Annotated in this window: 16 protein-coding genes and 1 pseudogene; 9 read left to right on the top strand and 8 right to left on the bottom strand. The window is 30.0% G+C overall.

The features are described from left to right. Window positions 1-849: 849 nt before the first annotated feature. From J2Z44_RS10370 to J2Z44_RS10360, 3 genes are read right to left on the bottom strand one after another with little or no spacing between them, the layout of a single operon-like run. The gene (locus tag J2Z44_RS10370; protein ID WP_021282857.1) at window positions 850-1,452 is read right to left on the bottom strand and encodes a J domain-containing protein; all 603 of its coding nucleotides are present in this window, start codon (window positions 1,450-1,452) and stop codon (window positions 850-852) included. Then, window positions 1,436-2,317: a DUF5685 family protein gene (locus tag J2Z44_RS10365; RefSeq protein WP_021282856.1), complete on the bottom strand. Its 882-nt coding sequence runs from the start codon at window positions 2,315-2,317 to the stop codon at window positions 1,436-1,438. Before J2Z44_RS10365 ends, J2Z44_RS10370 begins: the two co-directional genes overlap by 17 nt. After that, complete coding sequence (locus J2Z44_RS10360) at window positions 2,317-2,865, bottom strand: class IV adenylate cyclase (protein WP_021282855.1); 549 nt, start codon at window positions 2,863-2,865, stop codon at window positions 2,317-2,319. The genes J2Z44_RS10365 and J2Z44_RS10360 overlap by 1 nt, the downstream gene beginning before the upstream one ends. Before the next feature lie 226 nt (window positions 2,866-3,091). On the opposite strand from J2Z44_RS10360, the gene J2Z44_RS10355 reads away from it, so the two are divergent. Beyond that, a complete protein-coding gene (locus J2Z44_RS10355; protein ID WP_021282854.1) occupies window positions 3,092-4,126 on the top strand; it encodes a nucleoid-associated protein in 1,035 nt (344 codons plus the stop codon). A gap of 8 nt (window positions 4,127-4,134) precedes the next feature. Beyond that, window positions 4,135-4,392 (top strand): annotated as a pseudogene (locus J2Z44_RS10350) (YciI family protein); the annotation flags it as partial. On the opposite strand, the gene J2Z44_RS22065 reads toward J2Z44_RS10350, so the two are convergent. The 4 genes from J2Z44_RS22065 to J2Z44_RS10335 form a co-directional block, all read right to left on the bottom strand. Next, window positions 4,363-4,428 carry a hypothetical protein gene (locus tag J2Z44_RS22065; protein ID WP_378109325.1) on the bottom strand — a complete coding sequence of 22 codons (66 nt, stop codon included), beginning with the start codon at window positions 4,426-4,428 and terminating at the stop codon, window positions 4,363-4,365. The pseudogene J2Z44_RS10350 and the gene J2Z44_RS22065 sit on opposite strands and share 30 nt — an antisense overlap. 158 nt (window positions 4,429-4,586) lie before the next feature. Further along, a complete protein-coding gene (gene fba, locus J2Z44_RS10345) occupies window positions 4,587-5,534 on the bottom strand; it encodes a class II fructose-1,6-bisphosphate aldolase (protein WP_209649549.1) in 948 nt (315 codons plus the stop codon). Window positions 5,535-5,711: 177 nt separating this feature from the next. Next, window positions 5,712-6,134: a DUF4363 family protein gene (locus tag J2Z44_RS10340; RefSeq protein ID WP_021281524.1), complete on the bottom strand. Its 423-nt coding sequence runs from the start codon at window positions 6,132-6,134 to the stop codon at window positions 5,712-5,714. Then, window positions 6,135-6,869 (bottom strand): DUF421 domain-containing protein, encoded by a 735-nt coding sequence (locus J2Z44_RS10335; protein ID WP_021281523.1) that lies wholly within the window; start codon window positions 6,867-6,869, stop codon window positions 6,135-6,137. 124 nt (window positions 6,870-6,993) lie between these two features. On the opposite strand from J2Z44_RS10335, the gene J2Z44_RS10330 reads away from it, so the two are divergent. The 5 genes from J2Z44_RS10330 (at window position 6,994) to J2Z44_RS10310 (ending at window position 12,212) form a co-directional block, all read left to right on the top strand. Continuing rightward, window positions 6,994-8,649 (top strand): nucleoside kinase, encoded by a 1,656-nt coding sequence (locus J2Z44_RS10330; RefSeq protein WP_021281522.1) that lies wholly within the window; start codon window positions 6,994-6,996, stop codon window positions 8,647-8,649. A gap of 408 nt (window positions 8,650-9,057) precedes the next feature. After that, window positions 9,058-9,738 (top strand): L-serine ammonia-lyase, iron-sulfur-dependent subunit beta, encoded by a 681-nt coding sequence (gene sdaAB / locus J2Z44_RS10325; RefSeq protein ID WP_021281521.1) that lies wholly within the window; start codon window positions 9,058-9,060, stop codon window positions 9,736-9,738. Between the two features lie 3 nt (window positions 9,739-9,741). Further along, on the top strand, window positions 9,742-10,614 hold the full coding sequence (gene sdaAA / locus J2Z44_RS10320; protein ID WP_021281520.1) for an L-serine ammonia-lyase, iron-sulfur-dependent, subunit alpha: 873 nt from the start codon (window positions 9,742-9,744) through the stop codon (window positions 10,612-10,614). Window positions 10,615-10,678: 64 nt separating this feature from the next. After that, entirely contained in the window at window positions 10,679-11,779 is a 1,101-nt protein-coding gene (gene cax, locus J2Z44_RS10315; RefSeq protein WP_021281519.1) for a calcium/proton exchanger, read from the top strand. Between the two features lie 103 nt (window positions 11,780-11,882). Continuing rightward, window positions 11,883-12,212 carry a hypothetical protein gene (locus tag J2Z44_RS10310; RefSeq protein ID WP_021281518.1) on the top strand — a complete coding sequence of 110 codons (330 nt, stop codon included), beginning with the start codon at window positions 11,883-11,885 and terminating at the stop codon, window positions 12,210-12,212. 15 nt (window positions 12,213-12,227) lie between these two features. On the opposite strand, the gene pssA is transcribed toward J2Z44_RS10310, so the two are convergent. Continuing rightward, the gene (gene pssA, locus J2Z44_RS10305; RefSeq protein WP_021281517.1) at window positions 12,228-12,740 is read right to left on the bottom strand and encodes a CDP-diacylglycerol--serine O-phosphatidyltransferase; all 513 of its coding nucleotides are present in this window, start codon (window positions 12,738-12,740) and stop codon (window positions 12,228-12,230) included. A gap of 201 nt (window positions 12,741-12,941) precedes the next feature. On the opposite strand from pssA, the gene J2Z44_RS10300 reads away from it, so the two are divergent. Further along, window positions 12,942-13,361, top strand: a complete 420-nt coding sequence (locus tag J2Z44_RS10300) for a CBS domain-containing protein (protein WP_021281516.1) — start codon at window positions 12,942-12,944, stop codon at window positions 13,359-13,361. Window positions 13,362-13,670: 309 nt separating this feature from the next. Next, window positions 13,671-14,558 (top strand): YegS/Rv2252/BmrU family lipid kinase, encoded by an 888-nt coding sequence (locus tag J2Z44_RS10295; protein WP_021281515.1) that lies wholly within the window; start codon window positions 13,671-13,673, stop codon window positions 14,556-14,558. Window positions 14,559-14,598: the final 40 nt, after the last annotated feature.

The raw sequence follows: 14,598 nt of genomic DNA, 5'->3' as shown, positions 1-14,598 counted from the left end.
AATAGTTTCCATGTATAAGTGAATTTTTCGCTTTAATCTCTCATATTTAAAGGGTATTTATCCATAAATGATATTTAAAACCTATATTTTCTCACGGAATTAATAAAAACTGTAAGGGCATAATCAAATAAGTAAAAGGCAAACTGTGCCCCAATTATTATTAATACTATATTATAATTTAAAGTGAAATTTGGTACAAAAAAACTTTTGTAAATATAAAAATTTAAGAGAGTTAGTGAATTAAAATAAAGTAGTTTTAAAATAATTTCTAAAGGTACGTTTCTTAGTCTTTCCAAAAGAAACTTAACTATTCCATAGGGACCAAAGAGAAAGGTGTACAGCACCCATATGGATTTTACAGGAACTAGAAAATAACATAGTAAAGAAGATGCAGCAAAAACTAATATTGAATTATTTAAATTAGTGGAGATAAGGCATAGAGGAATAATAGCAGAGGCCACTCCCAACATAAACAGGGTGTTAAATTGCAAAATAGTGGTTAAATAAAGTACTATTACTGACAAAGTAACAAAAAGCCCACCTTTAGCAATATAAGAAGACTTATTATTCAAGATGTTACCATTCCTTTCATGAATATATAGCTAAGGCATCATGAAATAAAGCAGATAAAATGCTAAATTTCACTGTGCATTTTACTTTTTATCTTATTTCAGATGCCTTTGTATAATTTTTTATCATTTCTTAATTTTTTAGAAGATTAAACTCTAAATGCTTCCATGAGTATAAGTTACTTAATCAAAGGTAAAATGATTATTCAAATTAAATCTTCTTGCAAGCACTCTTAAAAATCAATGGGTTAGTATTTAATATACTACAATATTGTAAAAATTATATGCAATCTCCACCCATACATTCGCAGCAGGTATCAATGGCCCAAATTTTAAAGCACATATTACACATATCGTCATTTCCACCTCTTCTTCCATAGTAGTTCTGTCTGTAAGATGTTTGTCTTTGGTTAAGTTCATTCAACATTTGTCTAAATTCAAAGTTATTTGGATCCATGCTACAAGCAGTGTTAAAGAATCTGTGAGCACTGTCAAACCAACCTTTTCTAAAATGAATCATACCCATTAAGAAATGCCATTCTCCAGTACGGTTTGAAATAGCATTTAACTTTGCTTCGGCACCATTTAAATTTCCTCTATTAATTTCCATTCTAATTCCTTGGAAGGGGCCATCCTCACCATAGTTTCCACCTTGGTTGTTAGAAGAATAACCACCATAGCCTGAACCACTGCCCTGGAAGTTTTTCATTAATGTATCATAAGCTTCATTAATTTCTCTAAGCTTTTCTTCAGCAAGATCCTGTAATGGATTGTCTGAGTACCTATCAGGGTGGTATTTTTTTACTAGTTCTCTATAAGCTCTTTTTATTTCCTCTTCAGATGCACCTTGTCTTACTCCTAATACTTCATAAGGATTTCTCATTTTTTTCTTCACTCCTAATTTTAATTCTTTCCATTTTTTCCATTAAACCTAATTGTAGAATATTATATAATAATTCTTCATTTTTTGCCAATGGTAAATTATCTAAAGCTCGTAGGCAACTGTCAGCACTAAGTATTAAATTGAGCTCTACTCGTTCTCTAATTAAACTGACAAACTCTTCATAAGGAAGATTTCCCTCATTAAATGCTTTATTAATGGCATTAAATTTTTTCTTTCTCATGTCTTCTTCTAAATCATCATAAGCATCGATTATATAAATCCAACGGCCTAGACTATAACCAAGATTATAAAGGTCGTCTTTAAATTCTTCCTCTTTATAATAATAGGAGATAATAAAGCCAGTTAAATCAGCAAATTTGTCGCTAATCTCATCGATACTAAAGCTTTCCAGTGACTTTTCCAATGTATACAACTCATTTAACTTATTTTCCATATAATCTATTAAAGGTTTTAAATTAATATCACTAGTTTTTACAAATTTCTTAATGGTAAGAGAAAGTAGTTTACTATGTAATGAGTTATTATCTTCATAATCATCTAAAAGCTTAAAATACATTAGAGAAGTATTACAAAAGGCAGCATAATCAATTGCCTTGTTATCTACAATTTTTAATCTTTTGCCTATAGGATGAGCAATACATCCACTATTTATATAGGAATTTTTATTTTTGTCTAAAGAATCTAAAAGTACCCCTAAAAAAGTCATATCATAATTAAGTGCAAATCTAGAAACATTACCAAAGTTGTTTTTTAAGGAAAGGCATAACCCACAATAATACGCCTTAAATTTCTCATAATCTCTAATTTTAAGTTCCATTTTACATGGCATTACGTATCCAAACATTATAGTCCCTTTACTGTTCCTTCCTGATTTAAAATTTCAAAAATAGTTTTTGAAGTTGTATCCTCCATAGTATAGCCAAGAAGTGATACAATTTCTTTTATTTCCTCCTCAGAAGTTGATTCAATTTCTATATATGGAAAAGGACAAAAGTTTTCATCATTAATATCAATTTCAACTAAGGAATTTTTATATTTATAACTTTCTCTATGCTTTTTTATGGATTGAACCAATTCTAAACCAAGAGTTTGAAAAATCGAAGCACCTTGGGTAGCATCCTCAATGGTAGTTTCATGCTCTTCCATAACCTTATATTTTTTTTGACTTAAAAGTTTTTTTGTAGTTATGTAATTAACAGTAAGTTTATTTAAATTATCTTCAACAATTCTAATTCTAGCATAACCTTTATTATTTAATAGCCTTCTATCTGGAAAATCATATATATCATTGATTTGATATTCTTCTTTTACTTTAATTGCTTTAATTTCTTTTAGTTTATGTTTTATTTCATCCACATTTATTTTAATTATTCTTAATTCCATTTCTTCCATGGAAATCACTCCCTATATTTAAATTAGTCACATTATATCATAAACAAATAAAACATAGCTACAACACTATAGAATATAGGTGCAAAAAAATGTATAATTAGGTGTAGCATTGTTTGATAAGCTTAATTTAATTATATTTTATTCATGAACTCATATTATCATAAATTTTTCGGTATAAGGAATGAATTTTATCCTGTGTTCTTAAAATTCAAAAGGAGGGATACATTTGGAATATATTAAAGAGGTTAATATTAGAGAAGCAGTTATTCATATCTTGGATAACAATGCCGATGAGCCAATTCTAAATGAATTTGCATTAGATTTAAATGAAGAAACCTATAATTTTTTGCTAAAACATATACAAAGATGCTTAAAAGATGAAGAGCTTAAATACGCTTTTTTTAATAAAGAAAGAAATATCGTAAAGGACTTATCACAGGAGTATTTAAATGGAGAGAATAATATACTTGATGTTTCTAAGGAACTAGCTCGTCAAATGTTTATTTTAATGAGATCAAAAGGTAATATACCATCTTGTGATTTAATAACTGTGGCTTTTTCTACGGAGTACGGAATGTTTTTGGGTATTTTTAAGATGGATTATATAAAGAACTATTTACATAGCATAGAGTATGTAGATGATAGAATTGGAATAAATATTATTCCACAATTTACTGGACTACCAGCTAGTAGTTCCAGAATACAAAAGTGTGCTTTTATAAAAACCATAAGTGCAGATAATGAATATGACTTGATGGTAATTGATAAACAAAGTAAGAATAAAAATAATGAAGAGTATGGCTCAAACTACTTTATTGATAATTATTTAGGTTGTAGTGTAGTGGATAATGAAAGGGATCAAACTAAAAATTTTGTTAAAATAGCTGAAAAGTGGACTCAAAATGCTTTTAGTGAAAATGCAGATAAACAAGAACTAGTAAGAAGAGAACTCAAAAAGAAATTAAGAGAAGAAGAAGTTATAGATGTTCAAAAGTTTTCAGAAGAAGTATTTAAGGAGCCAGAGATTAAAGAAAGTTTCATTTCTTTTACTGCAGATGCAGGGGTGAGAGAAAGTGTTCCCATCGATAAAGAGTGGGTAGATAAAAAACTAAAAAGAATAAGGTTAAAGATAGATAAGGATATAGATGTATATATATCTGAAGAAGCATATCATGACATAAACAGATTTGAAATTCAAAGGAATGGTGATGGAACCATTAATATGATATTAAAACACATTTCCAATTATGTAGAAAAGTAGGTGTAAATATGCTTAGAAATAGTAAAAAAGAATTTATTTATGAACTTAAGCCTGTTCCACGATTATTAAAAGAAGTGAATTGGCGAGAGGAAGATAGAAGAATAGTAAATAAGCATGTTCGATACTTAAAGGAACTACAGGGGGCAGATTATTTAGTTTTAGCAGGTGAAACTCAAGGAGCAAAGGAAAACACATTCAGAATAGTTATAATAAAAGCTTTTACAGAGGAAGAGGCTTTAAACATTATGAACAATGATCCTGCCGTTAAAGAAGAAATTATGACGGCAAGTTTTTACCCATATAAAACTATAGTTAAGGGGTTTTAGTGATATCTTATTTAAGAATTTTTAAAACCTATAAAAGTTTTCCTTAGGGATGGGGCTAAAGGTTAGAAATTAAGGTAATATTTAATAAAGAGAAAACCTTAGTAACAAAATTTACTAAGGTTTTCTCTTTATATTTATTTCATTGAGTCTACTGAGCCTAAAACATCTTTAATCTTATCTTCAACTAGAACTTGAAGATTTTTTCTTGCTTCTCCAAGATATTTTCTTGGGTCAAATTCAGATGGTTTCTCAGCAAATACTTTTCTTACTGTACCAGTTACAGCAAGTCTTAAGTCAGTATCCATGTTTATTTTGCATACTGCCATTGAAGCAGCTTTTCTTAGCATTTCAGTTGGTACACCTTTGGCACCTTTTATTTCTCCACCATTGTTATTACACATGTCAACATAAACAGGATCTACAGCGGAAGCACCGTGTAAAACTATTGGATAGTTATTAAAACCAGCTTCTTCTAACTTTCTTGTGATAGTCTCTAATCTATCAAAGTCTAGTTTTGCTTCTCCTTTAAATTTATATGCACCGTGGCTAGTACCTATAGCTATAGCTAGAGAGTCAACACCTGTTCTCTTAACAAAATCAACGGCTTGCTCTGGATCAGTGTAGGTAGCTTCATGAGCAGCTACATTTACATCATCTTCAACTCCTGCAAGTTTTCCAAGCTCTGCTTCAACTACCACACCTTTAGAGTGAGCATAGTCTACAACTTCCTTAGTTAATCTTACATTTTCTTCATAGTCATAATGAGAACCATCGAACATTACAGAAGTAAAGCCTATATCTATGCATTTTTTACAAAGTTCAAAAGAATCACCGTGGTCTAAATGTAATGCTACATCAACTCCAGTTTCCTCTACAGCAGCAAGTACCATATGTCTTAAATACTCAGGTCTCATATATTTAATAGCTCCTGAAGAACATTGAAGAATTACTGCAGAATTTTGAGCTTTTGCTCCATCAACAATTCCTTGAATTATCTCCATGTTATTAATGTTAAAAGCTCCAATAGCGTATTTGCCCTCAAAGGCCTTTTGGAACATTTCCTTAGTAGTTACTAATGCCATAATTACTCCACCCTTCATTTATTTATGTAATGTTTACCACTACTATACCTTTATTATAAAGCATGTTTATTACAAATTCTACTAATACAGAAATAATTTATAAAAGGTTTAAAGTTATTTTTATAACAAAATCATACTTAAATTTAAATCGACCTCAAAATTAAATATAAAAAACTATCAATTGGTAGAAAATAAATTGGTTATAGGAAAATATTTAATAAAGAAAATATTACTAATGCTTACCTTTTCTAGCTGCTTCACTTCTAGAAGAAGAGTTTTTATCAGGTGAAGGGTAGCTAAAGATTCAGTTTTATCCTCTTCTTTACAATATTGTGTAAGCTTAATCACTTCACTATAGATTACATCTACATTTGCATGATTTATAAATATTGTCATGTGTTTTACATGGCCTTCATAAATATCAAGAAGTTCAAAAGACAGAATATAAGCGTTATCCCAATTTTCATCTACTATATTACTTTCCATTTTATTTGCTACATCTAAAAGCTTATCACTAGTTAATATTATATATTGGCTTGCAAAAAAAAGACAAAAGCACATAACTAGGAAAATAATTATGGTTACTACTATATTTCTCATTTAATTATCTCCTTTAGATGAATTCATTGATTTATTATTTTCACCGTCATTTGTTGTTTCGCTGTCCTTATACTGAAAGAATATTTTTTCAGAATTGGAATATAAAATTGCTATAAAAATATCCTTCGGATTTTTTATATTATTTTCTTTTAGTTTCTTTTCCAACCACGTATTATCTTTATTCATTATTTTTAGGTTTCTAGTATTAATTTTTCCATCTAAAATCACTGGAATAGGTAGAGGTTCATCCTCTACTTTTAAGTTCAAATCCTCTCTATTAGGAGGTGAAGCAGAGTTTTTAGGGATTATAGATATATCACCATTAGTTTCCATCATAGCATAATGAATTTCACTTAAATTAAAGTAGCCTTTAAGTCTTAATTCTTCTAGTAAATCGTCTAAATTATACCTAAGATGTTTAAGTTCCTTCATATCTACTTTTCCATCTTTGACCAAGATGCTTGGTTCACCATTTAGCAAGGTTCTTAAAGTCTCGCTTTTAAGTTCTATTACTGAAGTTGCGATTTGAAGTACAACTAAAGTAGTTATTGGTACAATTGCGTATATTAATGGAATTCTATTATCTTCCATTGGAAGGGTAGCTAGCTCAGATATCATTAGTGCTATTACTAAATCCACAGGTTGTAGTTGACCTAATTGTCTTTTTCCCATAAGACGCATTATACCAACAAGATATATGTATAATATTGTAGTTCTAATTATCAAGTTAAACATTATATCACCTCTTATGTTAATGTGTATATTTTTTTCCAAAATAAATAAAATTATTAATAAATAATAGATACATTTTTCCTAAAAACAAATATAATGATAGTAATCAATTTATCGAGGTGAAAGTATGGGCAAAATAAACATAACTATCGGAAATAAATCTTTTGAAGTAAATAAAGGACTAAATCCTTATGAAATAATGAAAAAATTTAATTTAGAACACAAAGTACCTGTAGTACTAGTAAGAGTTAATGGGAAACTTAGTGAACTTTCAAAGGGCATTGAAGAAGATGCTACCTTAGAATTTGTTGATATATCAGCTAAACTAGGTATGATGTGCTATATGAGAACTCTACAGTTTGTACTTATCAAGGCTGTTAGTGAACTTTTCCCAAATTCTAAAATTACAATAGAACACTCCTTAAGCAAAGGGTTATTTGGAGAAATCCATAAAGAACCAAAGCTTGGGATAGATGATATTTATGCCATAAAAGAAAAAATGAAAGATATTATAGATCATGATATTAGAATAACTAAGTCTACCTATGATAGAAAAGAAGCGATAGAATTGTTTAATCAAAAGGGTATGACAGACAAGGCGAAGCTTTTACAATTTGTTAGTGGAGAAAGTGCAAAAATTTACGAATTAGATGGATGTATAGATTATTTTTATGGACCAATGGCATACTCAACAGGAGTATTAAAGCATTTTGATTTAATATATTATGAACCAGGATTTATTTTAAGATTTCCAACTATTGAAAAGCCTACTGAAATTCCAAGGTTTGAAGAGCATAAAAAGCTGGCAAAAATATTCTATGAGGCAGAACAGTGGGGAAATATTTTAGGAGTTGGAGATGTAGGCTCCCTAAATGAAATAATAAAGGATGGGGATATTGTTACTTTAATTAGAGTAGCAGAAGCTCTTCATGAGAAAAAAATTGCTTATATTGCAGATAAAATTCACTCCAAAGAAACTGTAAAGTTAGTTTTAATCGCAGGACCTTCTTCTTCAGGAAAAACTACTTTTTCGAAGAGACTGGGAATTCAATTAAGAGTCAATGGACTTATCCCAATTCCTATTTCTCTAGACGACTATTTTGTAAATAGGGATTTAACTCCAAAGGATGAATTTGGTGAATATGACTTTGAATCAATTTATGCTCTAGACTTACCTTTATTTAATGAACATTTGCAAATTCTTCTTTCAGGTGGGGAAACAGAATTGCCAACCTATAACTTTAGAACTGGGCAAAGAGAATGGAATGGTCATAAAATGAAGTTGCCAGAGAATGGTGTTCTAATTGTAGAAGGTATTCATGGATTAAACGAAATTTTAACCTCTACAATTTCTCATGATCAAAAATTTAAAATTTATATTAGCCCTCTTACACAAATTAATTTAGATGATCATAATAGAATTGCTACCACAGATGTAAGAATGATAAGAAGAATAGTTAGAGATTATTTATCAAGAGGATACGGAGTAGAGGATACTTTAAAAATGTGGCCATCTATAAGGCGTGGAGAAGATAAAAATATTTTTGTTTTTCAAGAAGATGCAGATGCCATGTTTAATTCAGCGTTAATATATGAGCTTGCAGTGCTAAAAAAATATGCCCTTGCAGAACTGTATAAAATTCAGTGGGATAGCCCTGTGTATGACGAAGCTAGAAGGTTGATTCAATTTTTACACTTTTTTAAAGAAGTAGATAAGGAGTTTGTGCCAACTAACTCACTTGTAAGAGAATTCATTGGTGGAAGCTGTTTTTACCAATATTAGTTATAAGATACTAAAATGAAGTCCTATTTTCTTAATCACAATAAAAACTTAATTAAGGGATAAACATACAATTAGTATGTAATTTAAACATCGAATTCCATTGAAATTAATTCAAATTAATCTAAACCAACCACAAAAGTGCTGGGAAAATATTCTAGCACTTTTATAATGCATAAATCAACAATAAAATTCAAAAATAGACAGAAAAATGAAATTTTACATCTAAGGTAGATTTAATAAAATGTAAACCTTTAATAACGTTATAAATCAATTAAAAAGGCTAACTTCATTCTAGGGTTTATAAAGAAAAAATGGTATGATTAGCATAGGTAAATATGGGATAAAATAAGCAAGTGAATTAAGATGATACAGAATTTTAAGTAAATATGCTAAATCGAGGAGGATTTTATGAAAACTTATAGTGCGTTTGATATTTTAGGCCCCATCATGATTGGTCCTTCAAGCTCTCATACTGCTGGAGCAGCTAGGCTTGCAAAGATAGCAGCTACTATAGCAGAAAATGATATTAAAGAAGTTAGATTTTTGCTACATGGATCTTTTGCAAAGACTTATAAGGGACATGGAAGTGATAGAGCTCTAGTAGCAGGAATACTAGGAATGGATCCTTGGGATGAAAATCTAAGAAATTCTATGGAGATAGCAATAGATAAGGGTATAAAATATACTTTTGAAGAATTTGATTTAGGTGAGGTTCATCCAAATACTGTGAAATTTATTATAACTTCTCACAATGGAATAGAAACAGAAATAACGGGTTCATCAGTAGGTGGGGGAAATATACTTATTTTTGATGTAGACGGTCAAAGAGTTGAATTTACAGGAGAATACCCTACTTTAATTATCACTCATCTAGATGTACCTGGCATGATTCACAAAGTAAGTACACTACTATTTAATGAAAATATAAATATTGCTTTTATGAACGTTTATAGAAAAGCTAGAGGATCAGAAGCATCTATGGTAGTGGAAACTGATGGTGAGGTAAATGATGATATTATAGAAAAAATTAAAGCTTTAGGAAATATAAAAAATATAGAAGAAATTGTACCACCAATGAAAGGAGAATAGTCAATGTTTGTAAGTAAAGCAACTGAGCTTATACATATTTGTGAAAATACCAATATATCTATTGGGGAGTATACAATTAGAGAAGAAATAGAAAATACGGGAGCTTCACGTGAAGAACTTTTAGAAAAGATGAGAAAAAATCTTCAAGTAATGATAAATGCCTCACGAGAAGCTATGGAAAAAGAGGTTTTTTCAATTAGTGGTTTAATTGGGGGAGATGCAGTAAAACTAAAAAAATACTATGAAAGTAATAATACCCTATGTGGAGACTTTATTGTTAAAGCCATGGCAAGAGCACTATCTTGCTCTGAGGTAAATGCAGCTATGGGTAAAATCGTAGCAGCCCCAACTGCTGGTAGCTGCGGTATTATACCTGCTGCTATAATAACAGCAGGTGAAAAGCTTAATAAAAGTGAAGATGAAATGATTATGGCACTTTTTTCTGCTTCAGGAGTAGGAATTTTAATTGCGAAAAATGCCACCTTAGCTGGAGCTGAGGGTGGATGTCAAGCTGAGTGTGGAAGTGCTGCAGCAATGGCAGCAGCAGCTGTAGTAGAAATGATGGGTGGAACACCTTCTATGGCTTTTGATGCAGCAGCTATGGTAATTAAAAATATAGAGGGCTTAGTATGCGACCCAATAGCTGGGCTTGTGGAAATTCCATGTGCAAAACGAAATGTTGCTGGTGCTGTCAGTGCATTAACTATGGCAGATGTAGCTATGGCAGGGGTTAAGAGTAAAATTCCTTTTGATGATACTATAATATCTATGTATAAGATAGGAAGAGCCCTTCCAAGTGAACTTAGAGAGACAGCTATGGGCGGTCTAGCAACTACTCCAGCGGGATTAAGACTTAAGGATAAGATTTTAAAATAATCCATTGTCACTTTTCCATGTAATTTGAATAGGTTATTATAGGATAAATTATGTGGAGGAAATAATGAGAACAATACCTATGAAGATTAATAGAAATGCAAGTGGTAAAAATTATAAAAAACTAATTCTAGCAATCTATCTAACTATTTCAATAGGAATACTTTTTATAGATACAAAGTTTCCTCTTGTAAATAGTATTTTGTATTCACTTGCTATGGTGCCGTTAGCTATCATATTAGGAAAAGAAACCTCTAAAATATCTGATTATATCGGAGAAAAAAAAGGTGGATTACTTTCTGCTACAGTGGGTAATGTTCCAGAACTTATGATGGGTATTTGGTCCATTAAGTATGGAATGGTAGGTATGGCAAAAGCTGGCCTTTTAGGGGCAGTGATAACAAATATGCTCCTAGGTTTAGGTCTGGCAATATTTTGTGGAGGTATTAAATTTAAAGAGCAAAAATTTAATAAAATGATCGCAAGAACTAATTTTAATATGTTGCTACTTGCAATTTCTGCAATTATAGTAATTGCTGCCTTAAATAGATATAGTTTTATAAATAAACATCAAATGATTAATATAAGTGGAACTGTAGCAATTCTTTTAATTTCAATTTATATTCTGGGATTAGTTTTTTCTCTTTATACTCATAGCAATTTCTTCGTCTTATCGGAGGAAAAACTTGATATAAGTAAAAGTAATAAAAGAGAAACTACAAAAATATTTATTACTTTAGTTTGCATTACGCTTCTTTTATACTTTACTAGTGAAAAGCTTATAGAAAATGTGAATTATGTAGTTAATCAATATCACATCTCTCAAGAGTTCATAGGGATAATTCTAATACCGCTGCTTGGAGCCTTTGGAGAAAATGCTTCTAGTATAATTTGTGCTTTAAATAATAAAATAGATGCAAGTTTAGAGACGGCTATAGGGTCAAGCATTCAAATTACTATGTTCGTTATTCCAATCCTTGTTATTTCATCTATATTTATGGGGTTGGAAATGACTCTGTTATTTTCAACCTTTGAAATAATAATGTTGGTTTTATCTATGGCTATGTCTTACTTTGTGTTTCAAGATGGAAAAACCTATTGGCTTGAGGGTGGCATACTTGTAACTACTTATGTAGTAATAACTATTGCTTATTACTATGTGGTGTAGCTTTTACACTGTGATGGCAGGAACCTATATAAATTAAAACTTGGAATAAATACTAGTCCTTGTTAATATATTTATTGTGAAATAATGTATGGGGTGGGGACGTATGGCACATAGGAGAGTCATAGAAACTTATTATAAGGATGTTAATAATTTAGCTGATTTACTAAATAAACTTGTTAATTCATATAGATTGTTAATTGGTGGAGCAAATGAACTAAATGGTATTGCTTTAGCCAGTAAAAGAGATATAAAGGATGCTTTAAAAAGGGCAAATGAGCTTGGAGATATAATTGATGGAGTTATTGATGCTTTAGAAATAAGCACAGATAACTGCAATTGTTATTGTAAATTAAAATCCGAAATAATAAATTCAAAAATGCATATGGCATATATTGAAACTGAAATTAATGAGGATTTAAAGCTGCAAAATTAAAAGGTGAGAATTTTCTCACCTTTTTTTTATTTGATATTTGCTAACCATAAGATATGATAATAATAAAACTACCACAATTGGAAATATTTGAGGAACGTGTTTGGTTTCAGTAAGAAGTACAATAATTGCCATTAAACTTCCAGCTATAGTAATAGGAACACCAGTGAAAACATTATTAAAGTCTGAGCAATTATATCGTGCTAATCTAAAGGCTCCTGAAACTGGAAATAAAACTAATAAAATAAAACCTATAATACCTAAATTATGAAATTTGTATAAAGAAAAAGCCAATATGGAAGGAGCTACACCAAAAGATACTAAATCTGCTAAAGAGTCTAATTCCTTACCAAGCTCACTAGAAACCTTCAAAAACCTAGCTACAGTACCATCATATCTATCCAAAACACCTGCTAATAGTACAAGCACTCCAGCAACCTTAAAATTACCTAGCATGGTATATTGAATTGATAGTATACCACATACTAAATTACCAAAGGTCATAATATTTGGTATTGAGGATTTGTTCATTTAATCACCCCACAAAAATATATATTATTCTACTATACTACAAAAGCTTTAATATTAGAATAAAAATATAATTACATTTTATATAGTAGTAATTTTAACATAAAAAATAAATTATAGATATAGATAATATAAAATAATTACTACTATTTTTATTTGAATAAATAGGAGAAAAATTTCAAAGAATAATATTGAGGTGATAATATGAGAATAAATGATATAATGACTAAAGATGTTATTAAAGTAGATGTACAATCAAATGTTCAGGATGTGGCAAAAATATTAAGGGAACATAATATAGGCTCTGTACCAGTATGTAGAGATAATAAAGTGGTCGGAATTATTACTGACAGAGATATAGTAATAAGAGCTATTGCTGATGGTAACACTAGTTTAACTGCGGGGGATATAATGACATCAAATCCCGTAACATGTACATCTAATACTAATGTTGAGGATGTATCAAGAATTATGAGTGAAAGACAAATAAGAAGAATTCCCATCGTCGATAATAGTAGTTTAGTAGGAATGGTGGCATTAGGAGATTTAGCAGTAGAAGAACGCTCAGACAGAAAAGCTGGTGAAGCACTTAAAGAAATATCAACTCCATGTTGTCCAGAATAGTATTAAAATACCCCTTAAATTTAATTTTTAAGGGGTATTATTTTATAAAATTTGCAAAATAATACTTTTATATATTGGTTTTTCAATGCATTTATAGGATATATATGGTATATTTACTTTGGATACTTATTTAATTTTAAAATACCCTATAGTTAACCTATTTAAACAGGTGTTTTATCTTATCTAAAGCCAATTCAAGAGATAAATTATAATACTAGGAGGTGACAACCGTTAGGTGATTTCAATAACCCTATAGAGTTTTTATTTTGAGTATAAGACCTAATAGGGTGCTGACTAACGGAATTAATAATGAAGAGAGTAAAATTCATATACAATCCATATTCTGGTGAGAATTTAATTGTTAATAATTTAGATAAAGTAATAAAAATACATCAGCAATATAACCATATTATTGAACCTTTTAGAATAGATAATAGTGTAGACATTAAAGATGCCTTTAAAGATATGGATAGTAGCTATAAATATGTTCTTATTGCCGGTGGTGATGGCACCATTGACTCTGTGATTAATAAAATGAAGGAAAGTAATGTGGATATTCCAGTGGCTTTTTTACCTGTGGGAACTGCTAATGATTTTGCTAAATATCTAGGTGTTCCAAGTGATGTAGGGGCAGCATGTAAGCAAATACTAGAAAGTAAGCCTAAGAGATTTGATTTAGGTAAAATAAATGATAAATACTTCGTAAATGTTGCAAGCACAGGAATTTTTACAGATATATCTCAAAAAACGGATCCTCATCTTAAAAATACTATGGGGAAACTCGCTTACTATTTAAAAGGATTAGAAGAAGTAACAAATTTGAGAAAAATATATATGAAGGTAGAATCACCAACAGTATGTTTTGAAGGGAAAATGTACACTCTCCTAGTATTTAATGGTCAAACAGCAGGAAATATAAAATTTACAGATCTTTCTGAAGCAGATGATGGACTTTTAGATGTAGTAATTATTAAAGAAGATGTGGTGAAAAGTGCTTTAAATAACATTTTAATTATGGCTAAAAAAGGCATGGTTGCAGATATGGACGGAGTGTTGTATTTTAAAACTGATAAATTAACAGTAGAGTGTGAAGAAGATATTGCCACTGATATAGACGGAGAAAGAGGTCCTGGTTTTCCATTAACTATAAGTTGTGAAAGAAGGGCTATTAAAATATTAGGTTATAAAGAAAGTTAATTTATTTCATAAAATTAATAGGTTTTAAATATATATAAGT

Origin of the sequence: Clostridium punense, assembly GCF_017874425.1 — a bacterium.
Taxonomy (GTDB): Bacteria; Bacillota; Clostridia; order Clostridiales; family Clostridiaceae; genus Clostridium_J; species Clostridium_J punense.
The sequence above is the reverse complement of the archived record's forward strand: the minus strand, read 5'-3'. Positions and strand labels throughout refer to the sequence as shown.

Excerpts from the sequence above, each read along its gene's own strand:
- J2Z44_RS10370 (WP_021282857.1), bottom strand. The coding sequence starts at position 1,452 with ATGAGAAATCCTTATGAAGTATTAGGAGTAAGACAAGGTGCATCTGAA.
- J2Z44_RS10365 (WP_021282856.1), bottom strand. The coding sequence starts at position 2,317 with ATGTTTGGATACGTAATGCCATGTAAAATGGAACTTAAAATTAGAGAT.
- J2Z44_RS10360 (WP_021282855.1), bottom strand. The coding sequence starts at position 2,865 with ATGGAAGAAATGGAATTAAGAATAATTAAAATAAATGTGGATGAAATA.
- fba (WP_209649549.1), bottom strand. The coding sequence starts at position 5,534 with ATGGCATTAGTAACTACTAAGGAAATGTTCCAAAAGGCCTTTGAGGGC.
- J2Z44_RS10340 (WP_021281524.1), bottom strand. The coding sequence starts at position 6,134 with ATGAGAAATATAGTAGTAACCATAATTATTTTCCTAGTTATGTGCTTT.
- J2Z44_RS10335 (WP_021281523.1), bottom strand. The coding sequence starts at position 6,869 with ATGTTTAACTTGATAATTAGAACTACAATATTATACATATATCTTGTT.
- J2Z44_RS10330 (WP_021281522.1), top strand. The coding sequence starts at position 6,994 with ATGGGCAAAATAAACATAACTATCGGAAATAAATCTTTTGAAGTAAAT.
- sdaAB (WP_021281521.1), top strand. The coding sequence starts at position 9,058 with ATGAAAACTTATAGTGCGTTTGATATTTTAGGCCCCATCATGATTGGT.
- sdaAA (WP_021281520.1), top strand. The coding sequence starts at position 9,742 with ATGTTTGTAAGTAAAGCAACTGAGCTTATACATATTTGTGAAAATACC.
- cax (WP_021281519.1), top strand. The coding sequence starts at position 10,679 with ATGAGAACAATACCTATGAAGATTAATAGAAATGCAAGTGGTAAAAAT.
- J2Z44_RS10310 (WP_021281518.1), top strand. The coding sequence starts at position 11,883 with ATGGCACATAGGAGAGTCATAGAAACTTATTATAAGGATGTTAATAAT.
- pssA (WP_021281517.1), bottom strand. The coding sequence starts at position 12,740 with ATGAACAAATCCTCAATACCAAATATTATGACCTTTGGTAATTTAGTA.
- J2Z44_RS10300 (WP_021281516.1), top strand. The coding sequence starts at position 12,942 with ATGAGAATAAATGATATAATGACTAAAGATGTTATTAAAGTAGATGTA.
- J2Z44_RS10295 (WP_021281515.1), top strand. The coding sequence starts at position 13,671 with ATGAAGAGAGTAAAATTCATATACAATCCATATTCTGGTGAGAATTTA.